Below are 18,310 nucleotides of genomic sequence, written 5' to 3' on the forward strand. Positions count from 1 at the left end.
CGCCGACGCGCCGTCGCGCTTGCGCCCCTGTGGGGCCGGGGGGATCGTTCAACCTTCGGTGCCGACTGCCGCAAATCCCCGCGCGAGATCACGGATCAAATCTTCCGGTGCTTCCAGGCCGACCGAGAGACGGATCAGCGCGCCCTCATGCTTGTGGTCCGTCTTCGTGCGCTTCAATTGCGGATCACAATGAATGGCGAGGCTTTCATAGCCACCCCAGGAAAAGCCCATCCCGAAGACATTCAGCGCATCGAGGAAACGCTCCGAGGTCGCGATATCCCAGCCGGGCACTTCAAAGGCGAAGAGGCCGCAGGCGCCGGTGAAGTCGCGCTGGAAGAGGGCATGGTCGGGATGGTCCGGCCGGGCCGGGTGGCGAATGGCGCCGACTTCGGACCGCGTGGCGAGCCAGTCGGCGATGGCCAGGCTGCTGGCGGCGCTGCGTTCCATCCGGACAGACATTGACCGCAAGCCACGCAGGGCAAGATAGGCGTCGTCTGGTCCAGTGTGAAAGCCGAAGGCGCGCTCGGTCGTCTGCAGGCGCTGGAACAGCGCCTCGTCGCGCGCCACGACAGCGCCCATGAGCAAATCGGAATGCCCACCGACATATTTGGTCAGCGCCTGGGCGGCATAGTCGACCCCCAGCTGAAGCGGCTTGAAGGTCAGGCCGGCACTCCAGGTGTCGTCGATGATGGTGATGACCCGCTTTTCGCGCGCGACCTTTGCAATCGCGGGGACGTCCTGCATTTCCATGGTCAGGGAGCCGGGGCTTTCCAGCAGGATGGCCTGGGTCTTGTCGGTGATCAGGTCGCCGATTTCCGCCCCCATACGGGGGGCGAAAAAGCGCGTCGAGACACCGAAGCGCGCCAATTGTGTCAGCAGGAAGTTGCGGACCGGTCCGTAAATGCAATCCGCCGCCAGGACTTCCCCTCCGGCTTCGGTCGCTGCGAGGATGGACAGTGTATTGGCCATCAGGCCGGACGAGGTGAGGGCGCAGCCCGCTCCGCCCTGCAGCTCGCTGAGGGCCGTCCGCAAGGCGTCATGCGTTCCCAGGCCGACCCGGCCATAATGCTTGCGTCCTGGCGGAAAATTGTAGAGAGCGGCGGCGGACGGCGCCAGCATGGTCGATCCGCGCGCGACGGATGGATTGACCTGTCCACGATCATCATGCGGTCGACCCAGACGGGTGAGGCGGGTTTCGTCTTTCATGGCGCGGCGCGTCCTGTTTCTATTTCCGTATCGGGACGACTGCCCCATTCGCTCCAGGATCCGTCATAGACGGCAGAGTCATACCCCAGACAATCCAGTGCCAGCGACAGAATGCAAGCCGTGACCCCAGAGCCGCAGGTGGTGATCACCGGCCGCTCCAGGTCGATCCCGGCCTGCGCAAAGAGGGTTTCGTCGATCCGTAGCCTGCCCTCGGATGTCAGCAAGGCAGTGAAGGGAAGATTGCGAGCTCCCGGCATATGGCCGGCGCGCATGCCCTCGCGGGGCTCGGGGACGCGGGCGGTGAAACGGGCCTTCCCACGCGCATCCAGAATCTGGGTCTGACCGGTGCGGATTGCCGCGGTCACGGTCTCCCGATCGGCGACCCAGGCCGGATTGAGAACGGCCTGAAAATCGCCATCTGACCAATGCGTTGCCGGCTGGTCTTCAACCCGACCGGAAGCCGCAATCCAGGCCGGCAGGCCGCCATCGAGCACAGCGACCGTATGGAGCCCCATGGCCCTGAACATCCACCAGACCCGCGCAGCGCTGAACAGGCCGAAACGGTCATAGACGATCAGGTGACTGTCGACATTGATCCCGAGTTCGCGCGCGTGCCGGGCGAATTCAGGCGCGGACGGCAACATGTGCGGCAGCGCATTGGCGGTATCCTTGACGGTATCGATATCGAAGCATCGTGCGCCCGGGATAAAGCCCTCAGCGCCACCCTTCGGCCCGGCCGGAAAGGTCCAGCTGGCATCCAGAAAGACGGTGCCCGGATCAGACAGGCGCGAAATTGCCACGCTGGCGCAGATCAGCCCCTTGGACATCAAGCCAGCCAGGCCGGCACGGGCAGGCCTTTTTCGCGCAGAAAATCGGGATTGTAGAGTTTGGACTGATAGCGGGCGCCGTGGTCACAAAGGATGGTCACGATCGTATGACCAGGCCCCAGATCACGGGCCATATGCATCGCGCCGGCGATATTGATGCCGGACGACCCGCCCAGGCACAGGCCTTCATTCTGAGTCAGTTCAAAAATAATCGGCAGGGCTTCGTCATCGCTGATGCGATAGGCGCGGTCGACCTGGATGCCTTCGAGATTCGCGGTCACCCGGCTCTGACCGATGCCCTCGGTGATCGAAGTGCCTTCGGCTTTCAGCTCGCCATCCTTGAAGAAGCCGTAAAGCGCCGCGCCACCCGGGTCGGCAATGCCGATCTGGATATTGTCACGTTTGGCCTTGAGGCCCTGTGAGACGCCACCAAGCGTACCGCCGGATCCGACCGCGCAGATAAAGCCATCCAGCTTGCCATCGGTCTGCTCCCAGATTTCCTGCGCCGTCGTGGCCGCATGAAAGTCGCGATTGGCGGTGTTGTCGAACTGGTTGGCCCAGATCGCGCCATGGGGTTCGCTTTCCTTCAGCTCTGCCGCCAGCGTTCCGGAATAGCGCGCATAGTGATTGGGATTGGCGTAGGGCACGGCGTCCACTTCGATCAGCTCGGCGCCGAGCAGACGGATAGCGTCCTTCTTTTCCTGCGACTGGGTGCGTGGAAAGACGATGACGACGCGATAACCCAGGGCGCCGCCGACGAGGGCGAGGCCAATGCCGGTATTCCCGGCCGTGCCCTCGACAATCGTGCCGCCGGGCCTCAGTGAACCGCTGGCTTCTGCTGCGCGAATGATACCCAGCGCTGCCCGGTCCTTGATGGAACCGCCGGGATTGAGGAATTCCGCTTTGCCAAGGATTTCGCATCCCGTGGCTTCTGAGGCGGCGTTCAATCGAACCAGCGGTGTGTGTCCAATCAAGTCAATAACGCTGCGGGCAGGTTGCACGGGCAAGTCTCCTAGGTTGGGCCGACCGGTGTCAGTTGGTGTCGCGGATGGAAAAGAAAATGGCAAGGCCTGCAATCCGGATCGCGGTGGTGCACGTAGGTCAAGCATGACCCGCTATATCCAGATGTTTCAGACGACGCTTCTTGCCCTTGCCGCGCTCGGTATTGCCGCGGTGCCCGCCTCGGCGGAATTGCCGGAGGATGTCACTTTTGATGTCTTCCGCAATGGCTCGCCCTTTGGCGAACACCGGGTTGAGTTCTCGGAGCGCGCCGATGGCCGCATGGAAGTGGAGATCGAGATTGGCCTGCGTGTCGGCTTCGGTCCGGTGACTGTTTTCCGATACGAACACGAGTCCAAAGAGGTCTGGGAGGACGGTGAGCTTGTCTCGCTTGCGGCGATGACCCTGAAGGACGGTGACCGCACCCGCTACGCGCTAGAGCGTGACGACGAAGGCCGGCTTGTCTCCGACGCCGGGCGTGTCGGTGATCTTGTTCCATCCAGTCACTGGTCGGGGTATGCGGCTGGGCTCCCGGCCGTGCTGAATACCGAGACGGGTGAGCCCATGGCCGTCACGATTGAGGATATGGGCATGGACCGTATCGAGACGGTGAGCGGCATGATTGACGCGCGTCGGTTCCGCATGACCGGCACCGTGACTGTGGACCTCTGGTATGATGCAGGCGGCCGCTGGGTCGGATGCGCCTTTTCGATCCGGGATCAAGACATTGTCTACCGGCTGCGCGACGCCTGAGCTCAGGTTTTGGCGTCGGCGGTCTCGGCAGCGGCAGAGGCGCGATCCCTCATGTGCTGGTAGGCGGCCAGAGCGCTTTCGCGCCCCTGCTTCAGTGCCACGATGGGTTTGGGATAGGTCTTTCCGAGCGTAACGCCCGCCATCGCGAGAATCCTCTCTGGCTGGTCCCAGGGCGCGTGGATGGCCTTGCTGTCCAGCTTGGCGAGCTCCGGCACAAAGCGCCGCACATAGCAACCGTCCGGATCGAATTTCTCGCCTTGGCTCACCGGGTTGAATATCCGGAAATAAGGCGCGGCATCAGCGCCGGAGCCGGCGACCCATTGCCAGCTCGCGGCATTCACATTGAGGTCGGCATCAACCAGCGTGTCCTCGAACCAGGCCATGCCCTCACGCCAGTGAACACCGAGGTGCTTGATCAGATAGGAGGCCGCGATCATCCGTGTTCGGTTGTGCATCCATCCGGTTTGCCAGAGCTGACGCATGGCCGCATCAACGATTGGAACACCCGTTTGACCCTGCTTCCAGGCATCCAGACCCGCCGCGTTGTCACGCCACGGGAAATGGTCGAACTGGGTATTGAAATTGGAGGCTCTCAAATCGCCGAAATGGTGTGCGAGGTAGATGGCGAAGTCGCGCCAACCGACTTCGGAAAGAAATTTCTCCACCGGCTGGAACGCTCCGCCGCGTTCGGCATGGTCGCGAGCACGATGCCAAACGGTGCGCGGGGATATCTCGCCCCAAGCGAAATGCGGTGAAAGGCGGGATGTGCCTTCGCGGTCGGGGCGATCCCGATCTGTCGGGTAGGCGGCCAACGGGCCGGAGAGAAAATCGTCGAGCCGGGCATGGGCTCCCGCTTCACCGGGCGTCCAGTCAACCTCGAATCCACTCGCCCAATTGGGTCGGCTCGGCAGCAAATTCCAGTCATCCAGCGCCTCGCTCGCGAGGTCCGCGCCTTCGGTCAGGCGCGTCGGTGCTGGCAAGGGATCACGCGGGTCCAGTGTCCGCAGGGCGGCTTTCCAGAACGGGGTGAAAACCCGGTAGGGCTTGTCCGATCCATTGAGATGGCTGGCCGGATCGATCAACGTGCTCGCACGAAAGCCGCGCGCTTTGATGCCTGTTCTTTCGAGCTGGCCGGCCAATCGACAATCACGCGCATCCACCTCCGGACGATCGGCTCGATTCCAGTAAATCTCCCGGCTGCCGGCTTCATGCGCCAGCGCCGGCAGGAGCTCCGCCGGGTCACCGGTTCGCAGGGTGAGGCGGCCGCCGCGCGCTTCCAGATCTTCCGCCAGACGCGTGAGGGAATGATGCATCCACCAGTGCGAGGCGGCGCCCGGGGCGGACGGCGTTTCACCACGCGTCTCGCGGATGAAAACGCAGACAAGCTTGCGGCCACTGCGAACAGCGGCATGAAGCGCCGGATTGTCAAGAAGGCGCAGGTCTCTCCGAAACCAGACGAGGGCGGTGTCGGTGGCGCTGGAACTTGCCATTCTGGTCCTGTCGCTCAATAAGGGCCTTGTCTCGTTACGTCGTCGATCCGATATCGGATCAGTCGAGCGGCAGCATTCGCGACCACAAGGAGAGCCCGCGTGAGCCAGGTCAATTCCGTCATTTCCATCCCGCGTCCCGGTCGCAACCCGATAGAGATTGGCAATGACCGCAAACTCACCATGATTGCGGGGCCGTGCCAGCTGGAAAGCCGGCAGCATGGCCTGGAGGTCTCCGCGCAATTGCGCGAGATTGCGGACCGGCTGGATGTCGGCCTGATTTACAAGACGTCTTTCGACAAGGCGAACCGGACCAGTATCAAGGCTCAGCGAGGCCTTGGCCTGGAAGCCTCACTCCCGGTTTTCGCGGAAATCCGCGAGACCAGCGGACTTCCCGTGCTCACGGATGTGCATTCGGAAGAACAGGCCCGCATTGCGGCCCAGGCTGTGGATATCATCCAGATCCCGGCTTTCCTGTGCCGCCAGACGGATCTCCTGATCGCGGCGGCCGAAACCGGCAAGCCGATCAATGTGAAGAAGGGGCAGTTCCTGGCCCCTTGGGACATGAAGAATGTGATCGAAAAGATCGCGGCCGCCGGCAATCCGAACGTCATGGCCTGCGAACGTGGCGCCAGCTTCGGCTACAACACCTTGGTCTCGGACATGCGCTCCCTGCCCATCATGGCGCAGTTCGGCGCGCCGGTAGTCTTCGACGCCACGCACTCCGTCCAGCAGCCCGGCGGTCAGGGCGCATCGTCCGGCGGCCAGCGCGAATTCGTACCGACCCTGGCCCGCGCCGCCGTGTCGATCGGTGTTGCAGCCGTTTTCATGGAAACCCATCCGGATCCGGACAATGCCCCGTCTGACGGCCCCAACATGGTGCCACTCAGTGAGTTCGAAGCGCTGGTGAAACGCTTGCTGGAATTCGATGCGCTGGCCAAGGGCCTCTAGCCCACCAGTTCAGAATTCGCGTCGGTCCGGAATCGGGACAACCGGCGTGTCCTCGACATCCTCGATGTCGTCGAGCGGCGGAGCCCAACGACGCTCTTCTTGCAGGATACTGGTCAGCGTGAAGACGCGCTGGGCCGCGTCCAGACGCAAATCCTCATAGAAAAGATTGAAGGGCGGCTCGCGGAAATCTTCCGCCAAGCGATTGGGTCTTTGCAGATCACGATGACGTGGCTCGTCCACGAAGAGGATTCCGTCTGCGCACTGGGCGCCGGTCTGGCCAGGGATCGGGGCCGGGGTGGTGTCCGGCGGCAGTCCTTCGGCCGCGACGCCCCCGCGATGCTGGCGGGCAGAGGCATATTCACTGGTTCGCGCGCCCAGGACCGGATTGATGCATAGCAGGCCCCGGCCTTCCACAAAGGCGAGTTCCCGATCCGGCGTCCAGCTCATCGTGCGCTCAGTGAGGATGCGGATGCGATTGGATTCCTCTGGCTGGGCGTAGGAGTAGGCCAAGACACAGCGGACATCTTCGGACGTCTCGCAGGGCGGGATTGGGGCAAGTGCGTCAGAGAAAAGATCCAGCGGGACGGGCGCGTCGATGATGTAGGCGGCGACCAGCCTGACGCGGAGGGTCTCATCCCAAGAGAAACGATCGAGCAGAAGGCCCAACGCGTGAAACCCTCCCTGACCAACACCGGCGAGGATGATCGGGCGATCAGGGCCAATCTGTTGAAGGAAGGTATCGAAGGCGCGCGCGACATCCTCATAGGCGAACATGCGAGCCTGAACACTGTCCTCGCGATTATTCATGAAGGCGTAGAGGGCCGCTTGCCGATAGCGCGGCGCAAACAATTCCCCCGAGCGTGCGAAGGGCGCCGCATAATTGGGCAAGGCGATATCGACGACCTCGCGAACAGCGCTCTCCTTGTCCAATTCACCATTCCAGTTCGCCCCACCGGTATAAGTTGTTGGGTGGACGAAAAAAACGGCGGCTTCGTCGGGGTTGCTGAAGTTTCCCTGAGCGAACCAGGCATCGGTGGTGGCGTAGTCAGCAGGCGCTGGCGGCGTATAAGTCTGAAAGGGTTCGCCCGGGTCCTGGAATGTCTGGAAAATCTGATCTCGCAGCAACCAGCTCGCCAGCGTCGAGATGACCAACAGGCCAAGCCCGCCGGCAATAATCATCCAGCGCGCGATCGAAGTCGGATTGGCGAGCATGTCGAGTCGATTCCTTGTTACGCGTATTGTGTGCTGAGGTCGTGCAGCCGTGATTGGCGACTGATTTGGCTTGGCTTATGCTGGGGCCGCTGCCGGGGGGTAGTAAAAACGCCAATCCGGCGTCATCTGGACGGGAGCGCCATGTTTCGCTGGCTTCGCAACAGTTTCCTCACTGGCATTGTCATTGCCACACCCTTGGGCGTGACCTTCTATCTTATCGTGTCATTCGTCGGCTTCGTCGACAATGTGGTCAAGCCCCTGATCCCTGCGCGCTACAACCCGGAAACCTATCTTCCCGCGGATTTCACGATTCCGGGTCTGGGGGTTTTGATCGCGGTCATCCTGCTCACCTCGCTTGGCGCCCTGGCGGCCAATATCTTCGGCCGCACCCTGATCGGTGTCGGCGACCGTATCCTCAATGGCGTGCCGCTGGTGCGAAATGTCTATGGCGCGCTGAAGCAGATCATGGAGACGGTATTCTCGGGAAAAGCAAACTCCTTCAAGGAAGTGGTGCTGATCGAATACCCGATGAAAGGCCTTTATGTTGTCGCCTTCGTGTCGGCCGATGGGCAGGGTGATCTCAAACGCAAGATTTCCGATGACGTGATCGCGCTCTTCGTCCCGACGACACCGAACCCGACATCGGGGTTTCTGCTTTACACGTCGCGGTCGAACACGATCCATGTCGACATGAGCGTCGAGGAAGCGGCCAAGCTGATTATCTCTTTCGGCATGGTGACCCCGGACAAGCTGCCCGATGAGGTCCGGGCCAAGCTGCCAGACGAAGTCACCAAGCCCCACTAGCCCGAGCGCAGGAAGCGCACGCCCTGGTCGTGGTCGAACAGGTAGAGCAGGGTCCGCAGCGCCTCACCCTGCTTGCCGTTCAGTTGGGGGTCCTGATGGACAATGAGGCGTGCGTGATCATTGGCGACCTCGATCAGGGCGGCGTGTTGCTCGATATCGGCCAATCTGAATTCCGGCAATCCGCTCTGGCGCAGTCCGAGCGGGTCACCGGCCCCGCGCAGGCGCCAGTCCTCCTCGGCGATGCGGAAGCCGTCATCGGTCTCGCGCATCATCTCCAGTCGGGCCCGTGCGGTGTCCCCGAGCGGCCCCTTGTAAAGCAGGAGGCAGGATGACGGCTTCTTGCCCCGTCCGACGCGGCCGCGAAGCTGGTGAAGTTGGGCGAGGCCGAAGCGCTCGGCATGCTCGATGATCATCACCGTTGCATCGGGCGCATCGACGCCGACCTCGATGACTGTCGTCGCCACCAGAACATCCATCTCGCCCGCCCTGAAGGCCGTCGCGACGGCTTCCTTCTCCGCTGGCTTCATGCGGCCATGCAGGAGACCTATTCGGTCGTCACCCAGAGCGGCACGCAAATGGCGCCAGCGGTCCTCGGCGGCGGAGAGCTCGGACATCTCGCTTTCCTCGACCAGCGGGCAGACCCAATAGACCCGGTCACCGCGCGCGATGGCCCGGCGCACGCCCTCGATCACTTCATCCAGGCGCTCCATCGAGGCGAGGCGGGTTTCCGGCGGAATGCGCCCGGCGGGCTTTTCGTCCAGCCGCGAGACGTCCAGGTCACCATAGACGGCGAGCGAAAGCGTGCGCGGTATCGGCGTCGCCGTCATGACCAGTGTGTCGGGACGCTGGCCCTTGGAGGTCAGGCGCATGCGGTCGGAGACCCCGAAACGATGCTGCTCATCGATCACGACAAGGCCGAGATCAGCAAACTCGATCCCGTCCTGGAACAGCGCATGTGTGCCGCACACGACATCCACGCGACCTGCCGCCATACGCTCGAGCAGGGCAGCGCGGGTCTTGCCCTTGTCGCGTCCGGTCAGGGCAATCACCGAAAGTTCTGCCGGTTCAAGCATGTCAGCCAGGGTCTTTGCATGCTGCCGAGCAAGAATTTCCGTCGGCGCCATGATCGCAGTTTGCACCCCGGCTCCGGCCGCCTGGGCTGCGGCAAGGGCTGCCACGAAGGTTTTGCCGGCGCCGACATCGCCGTGAAGCAGGCGGGTCATGCGGGCCTGGGAGGCCATGTCAGCGCGGATTTCCTCAAACGCCCGCATTTGGGCGCCGGTCGGTTTGAAGGGCGCGGTAGCGAGGAGTTTCTCGACAGCCTCGGTCGAGCCGGTGAGGGCGCGACCGGATTGGGCGCGTCGGCTGGCCCGCACGATTTGCAGCGCCAGTTGACGGGCAAAGATCTCGTCAAAGGCGAGACGCTCCCGCTCCGGCGCTTCGGCATTGAGTGCCTGAGCCGAGTCCGGCGCATGCAGGGCTTTAAGCGCCGGCTTGAAAGCCGGCCAGCTGTGTTCGCCGCGCAAGTCTCCCGGAATCCACTCGGGAAGTGTGGGCACAAGCGTGAGTGCGCCTTCGACTGCTCGCCGCATGACTTTCGCTGTCAGGCCGGCTGTCAGCGGGTAAACCGGCTCGATCAGGGCCATGTCGCCGGCTTCGTCCTCGGTGATGACCAGATCGGGATGGACGATCTGGATTTCCGAACCGAAGCGCTCCGCCTTGCCGGAAATCACCCGCGTTTCGCCTTCCGGCAAAAGCTTCGACAAATAGTCGCGGCGGGCGTGAAAGAAGATCAGGTGGAGAAAGCCGGTCTCATCACGGCAGCGCACCTTGTAGGGCTGGCCCTGGCGCTGGGCCGGGATATGGGTTTCCACAGTCACGGTCAGCGTGACGATCTCACCGGTCGGGGCGTCCATGATCGGGACCCGCCGCGTTCGGTCGACAAGTCCGGTCGGCGGCGTGAACAACACATCGCGAATGCGGCCGCCGCAGACTTTCTCGACAAGCGTCGCCAACCGCGGTCCGATGCCGGGCAGTTTGGTGACGTCCTGAAAGAGCGGAAAAAGAATCTCTGGGCGCATGATCTGCACCTTATCGGCAAGTTGTGCGGCTGCCACCGGTCGACGGCGGCGATCCGGAGGACTATATGCCCGGGTCATGAGTGATGATATCGAAACCCAGCGCAAGAAACTGCGCATTCGTGCCTGGCGCCGCGGCTTCAAGGAAGCCGACCTTATCCTGGGCCGCTTTGCCGATACCCATCTGGATGAGCTCAGCCCTCAGGCGCTGACTGATTTTGAAGTTCTGCTGGATGAGCCAGACGCCGACATCTATGCTTGGATCATCGGCAAACAGCCGACACCGCCTCAGTTCGATACTTCCGTCATGACGGCCCTGAAGGGCTTCCGGGTGGACACCGATGCCGCCTACGGCGACGGCCCCAAGCAATAAGCGCAAGGACTGGCCCCGTGGAAGCGACGACGACCGGCGTGTCTGGGACTGAAATGATCGCCGCTGTTCACGGTCAGGCGACTGTGTGTGGCGCGCCGGAAGGGCTGGATGCCCTGGTTTTTGCTGACACGGCCCGCCTGCGCGGCGGGGTGAATGTCTTTATTGCGCGTGATGATTCCCGCGCGGCGGCCTTCGTTTCGGCGCTGCAATTCTTTGCGCCGGACATCGAACTCCTGCGGCTTCCGGCCTGGGATTGTCAGCCCTATGACCGGATTTCGCCCAGCCCGCGTGTGGCGGCGCGGCGCGCGGCGACGCTCGCGCGGCTGTCATCCGGTGAGCTCGGTCCGGCGACGCTTGTTGTAACCACGGTGAACGCCATGGCGCAGCGCTGTCCGCCCCGGGTGGTGCTGGAAGGCGCGGGAATTGCGGTGAAGCCCGGCGGGAGTGTTGATCTCGACACGCTCACCCAGCACTTCACCGTCAATGGTTATGCCCGGACGGCGACCGTCATGGAGCCGGGTGATTTCGCGGTTCGCGGCGGAGTGGTGGATGTCTATCCGCCCGGTGCTGCAGAGCCTGTTCGCCTCGACTTTTTCGGCGACACGCTCGAATCCATCCGCGCCTTCGATCCGGAAACCCAGCGCTCGCTGCGCCAGTTACCCGGGATCAAATTCACACCGGTCAGCGAAGTCCTCCTCGATGAAGCCAGTGTTTCGCGCTTCCGCTCTGGTTTCGTTAAAACATTCGGTGCCGTGCAAGGCGGTGACCCGGTCTATGAGGCGGTCAGTGCCGGCGCCCGCCCGGCTGGCGTCGAACACTGGATGCCGCTCTTCTACGATCAGCTGGACACACCCTTCGACTATCTGCCCGAAGGTGCCCTGGTGGCCATTGATCACCTCGCCGAAGAAGCGCTGGACGAACGTCTGAACCAGGTCGCTGACTATTATGAAGCCCGCATGGCGGCCGGTGAGGCACGGCATGAATCGGCCCTGTCTGCGCCGACCTATCGCGCTCTGCCGGCGGAGGCGCTCTATTTCACCGAGCCGGACTGGAATACCGCCCTGGCCGATCGCCCGGTGCGTCGCTTCACCGCTTTCCGCGACCCTGGTCCTCAAACCATCGATATTGGTGGCAAGCAGGGGCGTGGCTTCGCCGCGGAACGCACGGCCGAGAATACCAATGTCTTCGATGCGGTCGCCAGCCACATCAAGGCGCTGACCAGCGCCGGCAAGACCGTCATGCTGGCCTCCTGGACCGGCGGGGCGTCGGACCGTCTGGCCAGTGTGCTGGGCGATCATGGTTTGAGCCGCATCCCCTTGATGGAGAGCTGGGCGACTCTGCCAGCAAGCGGGAAGGGCAGCGTGTGCCGGGCCGTGCTGCCGCTCGAGCGCGGCTTTGAAACCGAAACGTTCGCCGTCCTGTCCGAACAGGACATTCTGGGCGACCGTCTGGCCCGTCCCCGGAAAAAGCGTAGATCGGCTGATATCATTGTTGAAGCCGGCTCGCTCTCGCCGGGCGATCTGGTCATCCATGCCGATCATGGCCTGGGCCGTTTCATCGGTCTGAAGACCCTGCCTGTGCAGGACGCGCCGCACGACTGTATCGAGCTGGAATATGCCGGTCAGGCCAAACTCTACCTGCCGGTCGAGAATATCGAACTTCTCTCGCGCTATGGGGCGGAGTCCGAGACCGCGCAGCTGGACAAGCTGGGTGGTGTGGCCTGGCAGGCGCGCAAGGCCAAGGCGAAGAAACGCCTGCGCGACATGGCCGACCAGCTGATCAAGATCGCGGCGGAACGCCTGGCGCGCAAAGCCGATCCGATCGAGGCGTCGAGCGGTATTTATGACGAGTTCTGCTCCGCCTTTCCCTATCCGGAAACCGATGACCAACTGAACGCGATTGATGATGTCTTCTCCGACCTCGCCAAGGGACGGCCCATGGACCGTCTAATCTGTGGTGATGTGGGCTTCGGCAAGACGGAAGTGGCGCTGCGTTCGGCGTTTGTTGTTGCGATGAGTGGTCAGCAGGTCGCCATTGTTGCGCCGACAACCTTGCTGGCGCGGCAACACTACAAGACTTTCTCCGACCGATTCCGGGGCTGGCCGGTCAAGGTCCGCCTCCTGTCACGCCTCGTCTCCGCGAAAGAAGCCAAGCTGACCCGTGACGAGCTGGCTGATGGCAAAGTGGAAATTGTCGTCGGCACCCATGCCCTGTTGGCCAAGACCGTGAAATTCTCCGATCTCGGTCTGCTGGTGGTCGATGAGGAGCAGCATTTCGGGGTCAAGCACAAGGAACGCCTCAAGGAGTTGCGGTCCGACGTGCACGTCCTGACCCTGACGGCGACGCCCATACCCCGAACGTTGCAACTCGCCCTGACGGGCATTCGCGACCTCTCCATCATCGCAACACCGCCCGTCGATCGCCTTGCTGTGCGCACCTATGTCGCGCCTTTTGACCCGGTGAGTATTCGGGAGGCGCTGCTGCGGGAGAAATATCGCGGCGGGCAGGCCTTCTTTGTGGTGCCGCGGATCACCGATCTGGAGGAGACCATTGCCTTCCTGCGCGAGAGCGTGCCGGAAGTCACTTTCGTCTCGGCCCATGGCCAGATGGCGGCGTCACAGCTCGAGGACATCATGACCGCCTTCTATGAGGGTCGCTATGATGTGCTCCTTTCGACCACGATCGTGGAGTCCGGGATCGATATCCCGACGGCGAACACGCTGATCGTGCACCGCGCGGATCGGTTCGGCCTGTCCCAGCTCTATCAGCTGCGAGGTCGTGTCGGGCGTTCCAAGACGCGTGCCTATGCCTATCTGACAACGCCCATGCGCCAGAAGATCACTGAGAGTGCCGAGAAGCGCCTGAAGGTCATGCAGTCGCTGGACTCCCTGGGCGCTGGCTTCACCCTGGCGTCTCACGATCTGGACCTGCGCGGCGGGGGCAATCTTCTGGGCGAAGAACAGTCCGGCCACATCAAGGATGTCGGGGTCGAGCTCTACCAATCCATGCTGGAGGAGGCAGTCGCCTCGCTGCGCTCCGGTGGACGCGAAGAAGACGAGGGCGAATGGTCGCCGCAGATCAATGCCGGCGGCGCTGTTTTGATCCCGGATCACTACGTGCCGGATCTCGATGTCCGGTTGCAGCTTTATCGCCGCTTGTCCTCGCTGGACGGCAAGACCGAACGTGAAGCCTATGCGGCGGAATTGATTGACCGGTTCGGACCGCTACCCAGCGAAGTGGAAACCCTGTTGCGTGTGGTCGCCGTGAAGTCGCTGTGCAAGCGTGCCGGGGTGGAGAAAGTGGATGCGGGTCCGAAAGGTGCCGTCATTCATTTCCGCAATGATAAATTCGCGGATCCTCCGGGGCTGATCGCCCATATTTCCGCCAATCCGGCCCTGTTCAAGGTGCGTCCCGACCATAAGCTGGTGCTGCGCGCTGAATGGGACGAGCCGGAGGATCGATTGCGAGCCATTGAGCGCGCCATGGGCCCCCTGGCCGAACTGTCCGTGAAGGCAAAAGCGGCTGCCCAGCCCACCGCTTGATAAGCGCTCCCTCAAACAGGGGATCAACGCGATTAGCGCAGCCGCTATCCTCGCCTCAGGGTTTGAGGTGACGCGATGAAAGATTTTCTCGAACCCGTATTCATGCTGTTGAGCGGATTGGGCTGGCTGGCATTCTTGCTCGTCAGATACGCACCCGCACACGATTGTGGCAGCTGGTTGGCGGCGCGATGGCGGTCAGCCTTCTCTGCCTGGCTGCGGGTGTATGGCGTCTCGCGGGGCGTGATGCGGGAAGTCCGGCCGATTAGGCGCTCGCGATCACCGCAGAGGGTCGGATGAGAGAGCGGCGAGCGCGCTCGACAAGGGCGTCAGCCGTTTCACCTGGGCGTGTCTGAACAGGTGCAGCGCGCACGCTCAGCCGGAAGGGGCGTAGCGGGTCATCGCTCTCGAACGCTGTACATTCGGCAATGGCGGCGACACGGGCGGCAACACAATCAATCCCGACCGCATTGGTGAAGGGCAGGACTGCGAGGAAGACATCCTTGTCGAACCGTGCCGCCGCATCCTCCGTACGCAGAAGATGTCGCAGCATGGCGGCGAACTGACGTCGCGCCTTCTCCGCCGAGACATCGTCAGGCCGCTCGCTGCCCTCGGGCAGCAGGACTTGCAACGCAATCATTGAGAAATTCAGCTCGTCGCGTGCACTGGCCTGAAGCAGATCCTCGACATGTGCCGTCAGATAGGCGGGATGGAACAGGCCGGTCTCGATATCGAGAGACCGGGTGTCGCGGCAGGATTCCAGTATAGCCTTGGCTTCCCGGCGGCGACGGCGCTCGTCCGTCAGGGTGAGGACGCGCTCGCGCAGCTCGTCATCATCCGTGCGCGGCGGCAAGAGGTCAGAGACACCGCGAGCGAAGGCTTCCTCGGCAGCCGTCGTATCAACATCATCTGTCAGAAGCAGGACTGGCGTGTGATAGAGCCGGGCATTGCGGCGCATGGCGGAGGAAATCGTGAAGGCGATATCGCGCTTGCCGGCTGCATTCAGGACGACTGCGTCAAACGGGCGCTCGTGCAGATAGTCGAACGCGGAATAGGACGAGAAGGCCGCAACAATATCCGCGCCGACCGATGCCAATGTGTGCTGCAGGGCCATGAAGCGCGGTGACGCATCGCCAACATAAAGCACGCAGGGCGGTTGATCCTGCCGTTCGACCAGGCCGGGTTTCTGGCCGTAGAGCGCGCTGACCTCGGTCCGGCGCCGGGCGATGATCTCCATCGTGTGGAGACGGAAGAGGGCGCGAATTCGGGCTGCGATCTGAACGGCCGGCGCGGGCTCGCGGATCCAGGCATCGACCTGCTCCGGCGGCCCGAAACTCTCCGGGCCGACCACAAGCAAGGGGCGTTCGCCGGGCGCAAATCGTTCAAAGGCCTTGATACCGTCTTCGACATCACGGTCACATTCAGCCAGAATGACAGCCACCGCCCAGTCATGATGGCGGCGGGCGGGCGGGCTATCGGCCCGGACGAGTCGGGATTTGAGCGCCAGGCGTCCCAGCTGCTCGGCCAGGCCATCCACGCGTTCGGACAAGCCGAATACGAGAACGTCGAGTTCGCGTCCCATTCGTCCCCCAGTCATCGTCGCCGGACCTCCGGTATTCCGTGAGTTTGCCACAAGTGCCACGCTTTCAAGAAGAATGATTCGCGAGGTGAACCCCCATGAAAGCTCAAGGTCCTCTAAAAGGCGTTAAAGTGCTGGAGTTTGTCGGTCTGGGACCGGCGCCCTTCTGTGGCATGATGCTGTCCGACATGGGCGCGGATGTGGTGCGCATCGACCGGCCCGGCGCCCACGGTGGGGGCGCGGCTGACATTCTCGCCCGAGGGCGGCGATCGGTGGCCCTCAATCTGAAGGATGAAACGGACCTGGAAACCGCGCGCCGCCTGATCGCGAGCGCGGACATTCTGCTGGAAGGCTATCGACCGGGCGTCATGGAGCGTCTCGGCCTCGGGCCGGACGTCGCGCTGACGCGGAATCCGGCTCTGGTCTATGGCCGCATGACAGGGTGGGGACAGTATGGGCCGCTCGCCCACGCGGCCGGGCATGATCTCAACTATGTAGCCTTGACCGGCGCCCTCGATGCGATTGGGGATCGCGAGAAACCGGCCATCCCGCTCAATCTCGTCGGTGATTTCGGCGGCGGGGCCATGTATCTCGGCTTCGGCGTTCTGGCAGCGCTCCATCATGCGCGCGCAAGCGGTGAGGGGCAGGTGGTCGATGCCGCCATCGTCGATGGCGCGACTTCATTGATGGCGTCCCAGTATCAGCTGGCAGCCTTTGGCCTCTGGTCCCCGCAACGTGGCACCAATCTCCTCGACGGTGCGGCGCACTTCTACAGCGTCTATGAATGTGCCGATGGCGGGTTCATTTCGGTCGGGCCGCTCGAGCCGGAATTTTTCGCCCTGTTGTGCGACAAGACCGGCTTTGACGGCGAAGCCTTTCCGGCGGACTGGAGCGGCAAGGGGTGGCCTGAGGCCAAAGCTGCGATGGCGGCGATGTTCAAGAGTCAGTCCCGCGATCACTGGTGCACGCTGCTGGAGGGAACGGATGCCTGCTTCGCACCGGTGCTGAACTATGAGGAATCGGCACGCCATCCTCACATGCTCGAGCGGGGTGTGCATGCCGAACTCGATGGCGTGCGGCAACCCGCGCCAGCGCCCCGCTTTTCGGCGACACCTGGCGCGATTCAAGGACCCGCGGCAGTGCCGGGCGCCGATCAGGATGAGGTTCTGGCCGACTGGCTCAGCGAGAGATGATGCCGCGTCTCAACGCCGGGCATGCTCGGCATCAACACCCTCGGCTTTCGCTTGTGAGAGATCGCAGCCACGTAAATCGGCGTAACGCAGACGCGCCCCCGTCAGATTGACCGGAAGCTGCCGCGTCGCGCCCAACTCCAGCGGCGACAGATTGGCGTTGCGAAGGTCGGCATGGGAAAGGTTGGCGCCCGCCAGATCCGCGCCGCGTAAATCGGCACCGCGCAGATCGCACCGGCGGAGATCGGCACCGGTCAGGCGGGCGCCCTGTAGTTCGGCTTCGCGCATGTCGAGCCCGGAGAAATTGGCGCGCACGGCCTGGAGCGCGGTCAGCGCTGCGCCTTGCATTCCGTCTACGCGCCGCAGGTCGAGCCCGTCGAGACGGGCTGTTTGCCCGTCCTTGCCACCGGTTCTGACCCGTTTGGCATGATCATCGAGGCGTTGCTGCGCTGTGCGCGAATCCGTGTCCACAGGTAATTCCGGCAGGTCGGGTTGATCGGGCAGGGCACCGGTCAAAAGGCCTTTGATCGTCGCCATGGCGGTATCGGCGGCCTGCTCATCGCAATTGCGGAAGTCGGCATTGGTGAGATTGGCGCTGCCGAACCCGGTCCCGTCAAACAGAGCGCCAGCGAAAACAGCCTCCTCCAGATCAGCGCGGTTGAAACGCGCACCGGCGAGGCTGGCCTCATCAAATCGTGTCTTGCGAGCGCTGATACCGGCCAGACGAGCCTGATCCAGGACCGACCCGCACAGGCTTGCTTTGTCCAGACGCGTGGCTTTCAAGGACGCCAAGCCGGTGCCATCCGCTGCCGCTGGCAGCGTCAACTCCCGAAAGTCCGCGCCGGTGCAGTGGGCTGCGCTCATGTCGGCATCGGTGAAATTGCAGCCCCGAAGATCGGCCCCGTCGAGCTGGCACCGGACCAGTTTCGCGCCGACCAGTGACGCACCGGAAAGCCGGGCGCCGGTCAGATTGGCGTCGGTGAGGTCGCAATCATCCAAGCATGCGCCTTTCAGATCGGCATCGCGCAGGTCGCGGCCCGCCAGGCTCAGCCCTGCCAGCCCAGAATCGGCAAGATCTGCGAGGCAGCCGTCGGCCTCGCCTGCCAGGAGACGACGGTGCCCCTCGCAAATGCGATCCAGCGCAGACTGATCGATTGGAGACGAGGTGGTTTGCGACAAGCGGCGTCCGGTTCGGGATAGCTGAAAACAGGGTGTTTCCACCGCAGGATAGCCGAGCACAAGCGGTTCAGGAAAGTGTTCATGTCGGGTTCAGGGCGCGTAGGGCATCTTCATTATCGAGATCAGCGGACAA

At 63.0% G+C, this 18,310-nt stretch carries 14 protein-coding genes; 6 read left to right on the top strand and 8 right to left on the bottom strand.

Going from position 1 to position 18,310, the window contains the following annotated elements; all coding sequences use genetic code 11:
- Positions 1–48 precede the first annotated feature (48 nt).
- From metC to Q0X62_RS09050, 3 genes are read right to left on the bottom strand one after another with little or no spacing between them, the layout of a single operon-like run.
- Complete coding sequence (gene metC, locus Q0X62_RS09040; protein WP_297734373.1) at positions 49–1,206, bottom strand: cystathionine beta-lyase; 1,158 nt, start codon at positions 1,204–1,206, stop codon at positions 49–51.
- Positions 1,203–2,033, bottom strand: coding sequence for a sulfurtransferase (locus tag Q0X62_RS09045; protein ID WP_297734376.1), 831 nt, complete (start codon positions 2,031–2,033; stop codon positions 1,203–1,205). Before Q0X62_RS09045 ends, metC begins: the two co-directional genes overlap by 4 nt.
- On the bottom strand, positions 2,033–3,034 hold the full coding sequence (locus Q0X62_RS09050) for a cysteine synthase A (protein ID WP_297734379.1): 1,002 nt from the start codon (positions 3,032–3,034) through the stop codon (positions 2,033–2,035). Before Q0X62_RS09050 ends, Q0X62_RS09045 begins: the two co-directional genes overlap by 1 nt.
- 106 nt (positions 3,035–3,140) lie before the next feature.
- Between Q0X62_RS09050 and Q0X62_RS09055 the strand changes: the two genes are divergently transcribed.
- Positions 3,141–3,785 carry a DUF6134 family protein gene (locus Q0X62_RS09055; RefSeq protein WP_297734382.1) on the top strand — a complete coding sequence of 215 codons (645 nt, stop codon included), beginning with the start codon at positions 3,141–3,143 and terminating at the stop codon, positions 3,783–3,785.
- Positions 3,786–3,787: 2 nt separating this feature from the next.
- On the opposite strand, the gene Q0X62_RS09060 is transcribed toward Q0X62_RS09055, so the two are convergent.
- Positions 3,788–5,275 carry a deoxyribodipyrimidine photo-lyase gene (locus Q0X62_RS09060; RefSeq protein WP_297734384.1) on the bottom strand — a complete coding sequence of 496 codons (1,488 nt, stop codon included), beginning with the start codon at positions 5,273–5,275 and terminating at the stop codon, positions 3,788–3,790.
- 99 nt (positions 5,276–5,374) lie between these two features.
- On the opposite strand from Q0X62_RS09060, the gene kdsA reads away from it, so the two are divergent.
- The gene (kdsA, locus tag Q0X62_RS09065; protein WP_297734387.1) at positions 5,375–6,223 is read left to right on the top strand and encodes a 3-deoxy-8-phosphooctulonate synthase; all 849 of its coding nucleotides are present in this window, start codon (positions 5,375–5,377) and stop codon (positions 6,221–6,223) included.
- A gap of 9 nt (positions 6,224–6,232) precedes the next feature.
- Here the strand turns inward: kdsA and Q0X62_RS09070 are convergent, their stop codons facing one another.
- The gene (locus Q0X62_RS09070) at positions 6,233–7,435 is read right to left on the bottom strand and encodes a DUF3089 domain-containing protein (RefSeq protein ID WP_297734390.1); all 1,203 of its coding nucleotides are present in this window, start codon (positions 7,433–7,435) and stop codon (positions 6,233–6,235) included.
- Between the two features lie 141 nt (positions 7,436–7,576).
- Between Q0X62_RS09070 and Q0X62_RS09075 the strand changes: the two genes are divergently transcribed.
- A complete protein-coding gene (locus tag Q0X62_RS09075; RefSeq protein ID WP_297734393.1) occupies positions 7,577–8,239 on the top strand; it encodes a DUF502 domain-containing protein in 663 nt (220 codons plus the stop codon).
- Here Q0X62_RS09075 and recG read toward each other — a convergent pair.
- Complete coding sequence (gene recG, locus Q0X62_RS09080; RefSeq protein ID WP_297734395.1) at positions 8,236–10,320, bottom strand: ATP-dependent DNA helicase RecG; 2,085 nt, start codon at positions 10,318–10,320, stop codon at positions 8,236–8,238. The genes Q0X62_RS09075 and recG overlap by 4 nt on opposite strands.
- A gap of 76 nt (positions 10,321–10,396) precedes the next feature.
- On the opposite strand from recG, the gene Q0X62_RS09085 reads away from it, so the two are divergent.
- Positions 10,397–10,690, top strand: a complete 294-nt coding sequence (locus Q0X62_RS09085) for a succinate dehydrogenase assembly factor 2 (RefSeq protein WP_297734397.1) — start codon at positions 10,397–10,399, stop codon at positions 10,688–10,690.
- Positions 10,691–10,743: 53 nt separating this feature from the next.
- Positions 10,744–14,232: a transcription-repair coupling factor gene (gene mfd, locus Q0X62_RS09090; RefSeq protein WP_366946135.1), complete on the top strand. Its 3,489-nt coding sequence runs from the start codon at positions 10,744–10,746 to the stop codon at positions 14,230–14,232.
- Positions 14,233–14,494: 262 nt separating this feature from the next.
- On the opposite strand, the gene Q0X62_RS09095 is transcribed toward mfd, so the two are convergent.
- Complete coding sequence (locus Q0X62_RS09095; RefSeq protein ID WP_297734401.1) at positions 14,495–15,811, bottom strand: hypothetical protein; 1,317 nt, start codon at positions 15,809–15,811, stop codon at positions 14,495–14,497.
- Positions 15,812–15,906: 95 nt separating this feature from the next.
- Between Q0X62_RS09095 and Q0X62_RS09100 the strand changes: the two genes are divergently transcribed.
- Complete coding sequence (locus Q0X62_RS09100) at positions 15,907–17,001, top strand: CaiB/BaiF CoA-transferase family protein (protein ID WP_297734403.1); 1,095 nt, start codon at positions 15,907–15,909, stop codon at positions 16,999–17,001.
- Between the two features lie 9 nt (positions 17,002–17,010).
- Here the strand turns inward: Q0X62_RS09100 and Q0X62_RS09105 are convergent, their stop codons facing one another.
- Complete coding sequence (locus Q0X62_RS09105) at positions 17,011–18,177, bottom strand: pentapeptide repeat-containing protein (protein ID WP_297734406.1); 1,167 nt, start codon at positions 18,175–18,177, stop codon at positions 17,011–17,013.
- Between the last annotated feature and the right edge of the window lie 133 nt (positions 18,178–18,310).

The organism is uncultured Maricaulis sp., assembly GCF_947259345.1.
Lineage (GTDB): Bacteria > Pseudomonadota > Alphaproteobacteria > Caulobacterales > Maricaulaceae > Maricaulis.

Coding starts and splice junctions, on each gene's coding strand:
- Q0X62_RS09055 (WP_297734382.1), top strand. CDS start 3,141: ATGACCCGCTATATCCAGATGTTTCAGACGACGCTTCTTGCCCTTGCC.
- Q0X62_RS09070 (WP_297734390.1), bottom strand. CDS start 7,435: ATGCTCGCCAATCCGACTTCGATCGCGCGCTGGATGATTATTGCCGGC.
- Q0X62_RS09060 (WP_297734384.1), bottom strand. CDS start 5,275: ATGGCAAGTTCCAGCGCCACCGACACCGCCCTCGTCTGGTTTCGGAGA.
- Q0X62_RS09075 (WP_297734393.1), top strand. CDS start 7,577: ATGTTTCGCTGGCTTCGCAACAGTTTCCTCACTGGCATTGTCATTGCC.
- Q0X62_RS09085 (WP_297734397.1), top strand. CDS start 10,397: ATGAGTGATGATATCGAAACCCAGCGCAAGAAACTGCGCATTCGTGCC.
- Q0X62_RS09095 (WP_297734401.1), bottom strand. CDS start 15,811: ATGGGACGCGAACTCGACGTTCTCGTATTCGGCTTGTCCGAACGCGTG.
- Q0X62_RS09045 (WP_297734376.1), bottom strand. CDS start 2,033: ATGTCCAAGGGGCTGATCTGCGCCAGCGTGGCAATTTCGCGCCTGTCT.
- recG (WP_297734395.1), bottom strand. CDS start 10,320: ATGCGCCCAGAGATTCTTTTTCCGCTCTTTCAGGACGTCACCAAACTG.
- Q0X62_RS09100 (WP_297734403.1), top strand. CDS start 15,907: ATGAAAGCTCAAGGTCCTCTAAAAGGCGTTAAAGTGCTGGAGTTTGTC.
- metC (WP_297734373.1), bottom strand. CDS start 1,206: ATGAAAGACGAAACCCGCCTCACCCGTCTGGGTCGACCGCATGATGAT.
- mfd (WP_366946135.1), top strand. CDS start 10,744: ATGATCGCCGCTGTTCACGGTCAGGCGACTGTGTGTGGCGCGCCGGAA.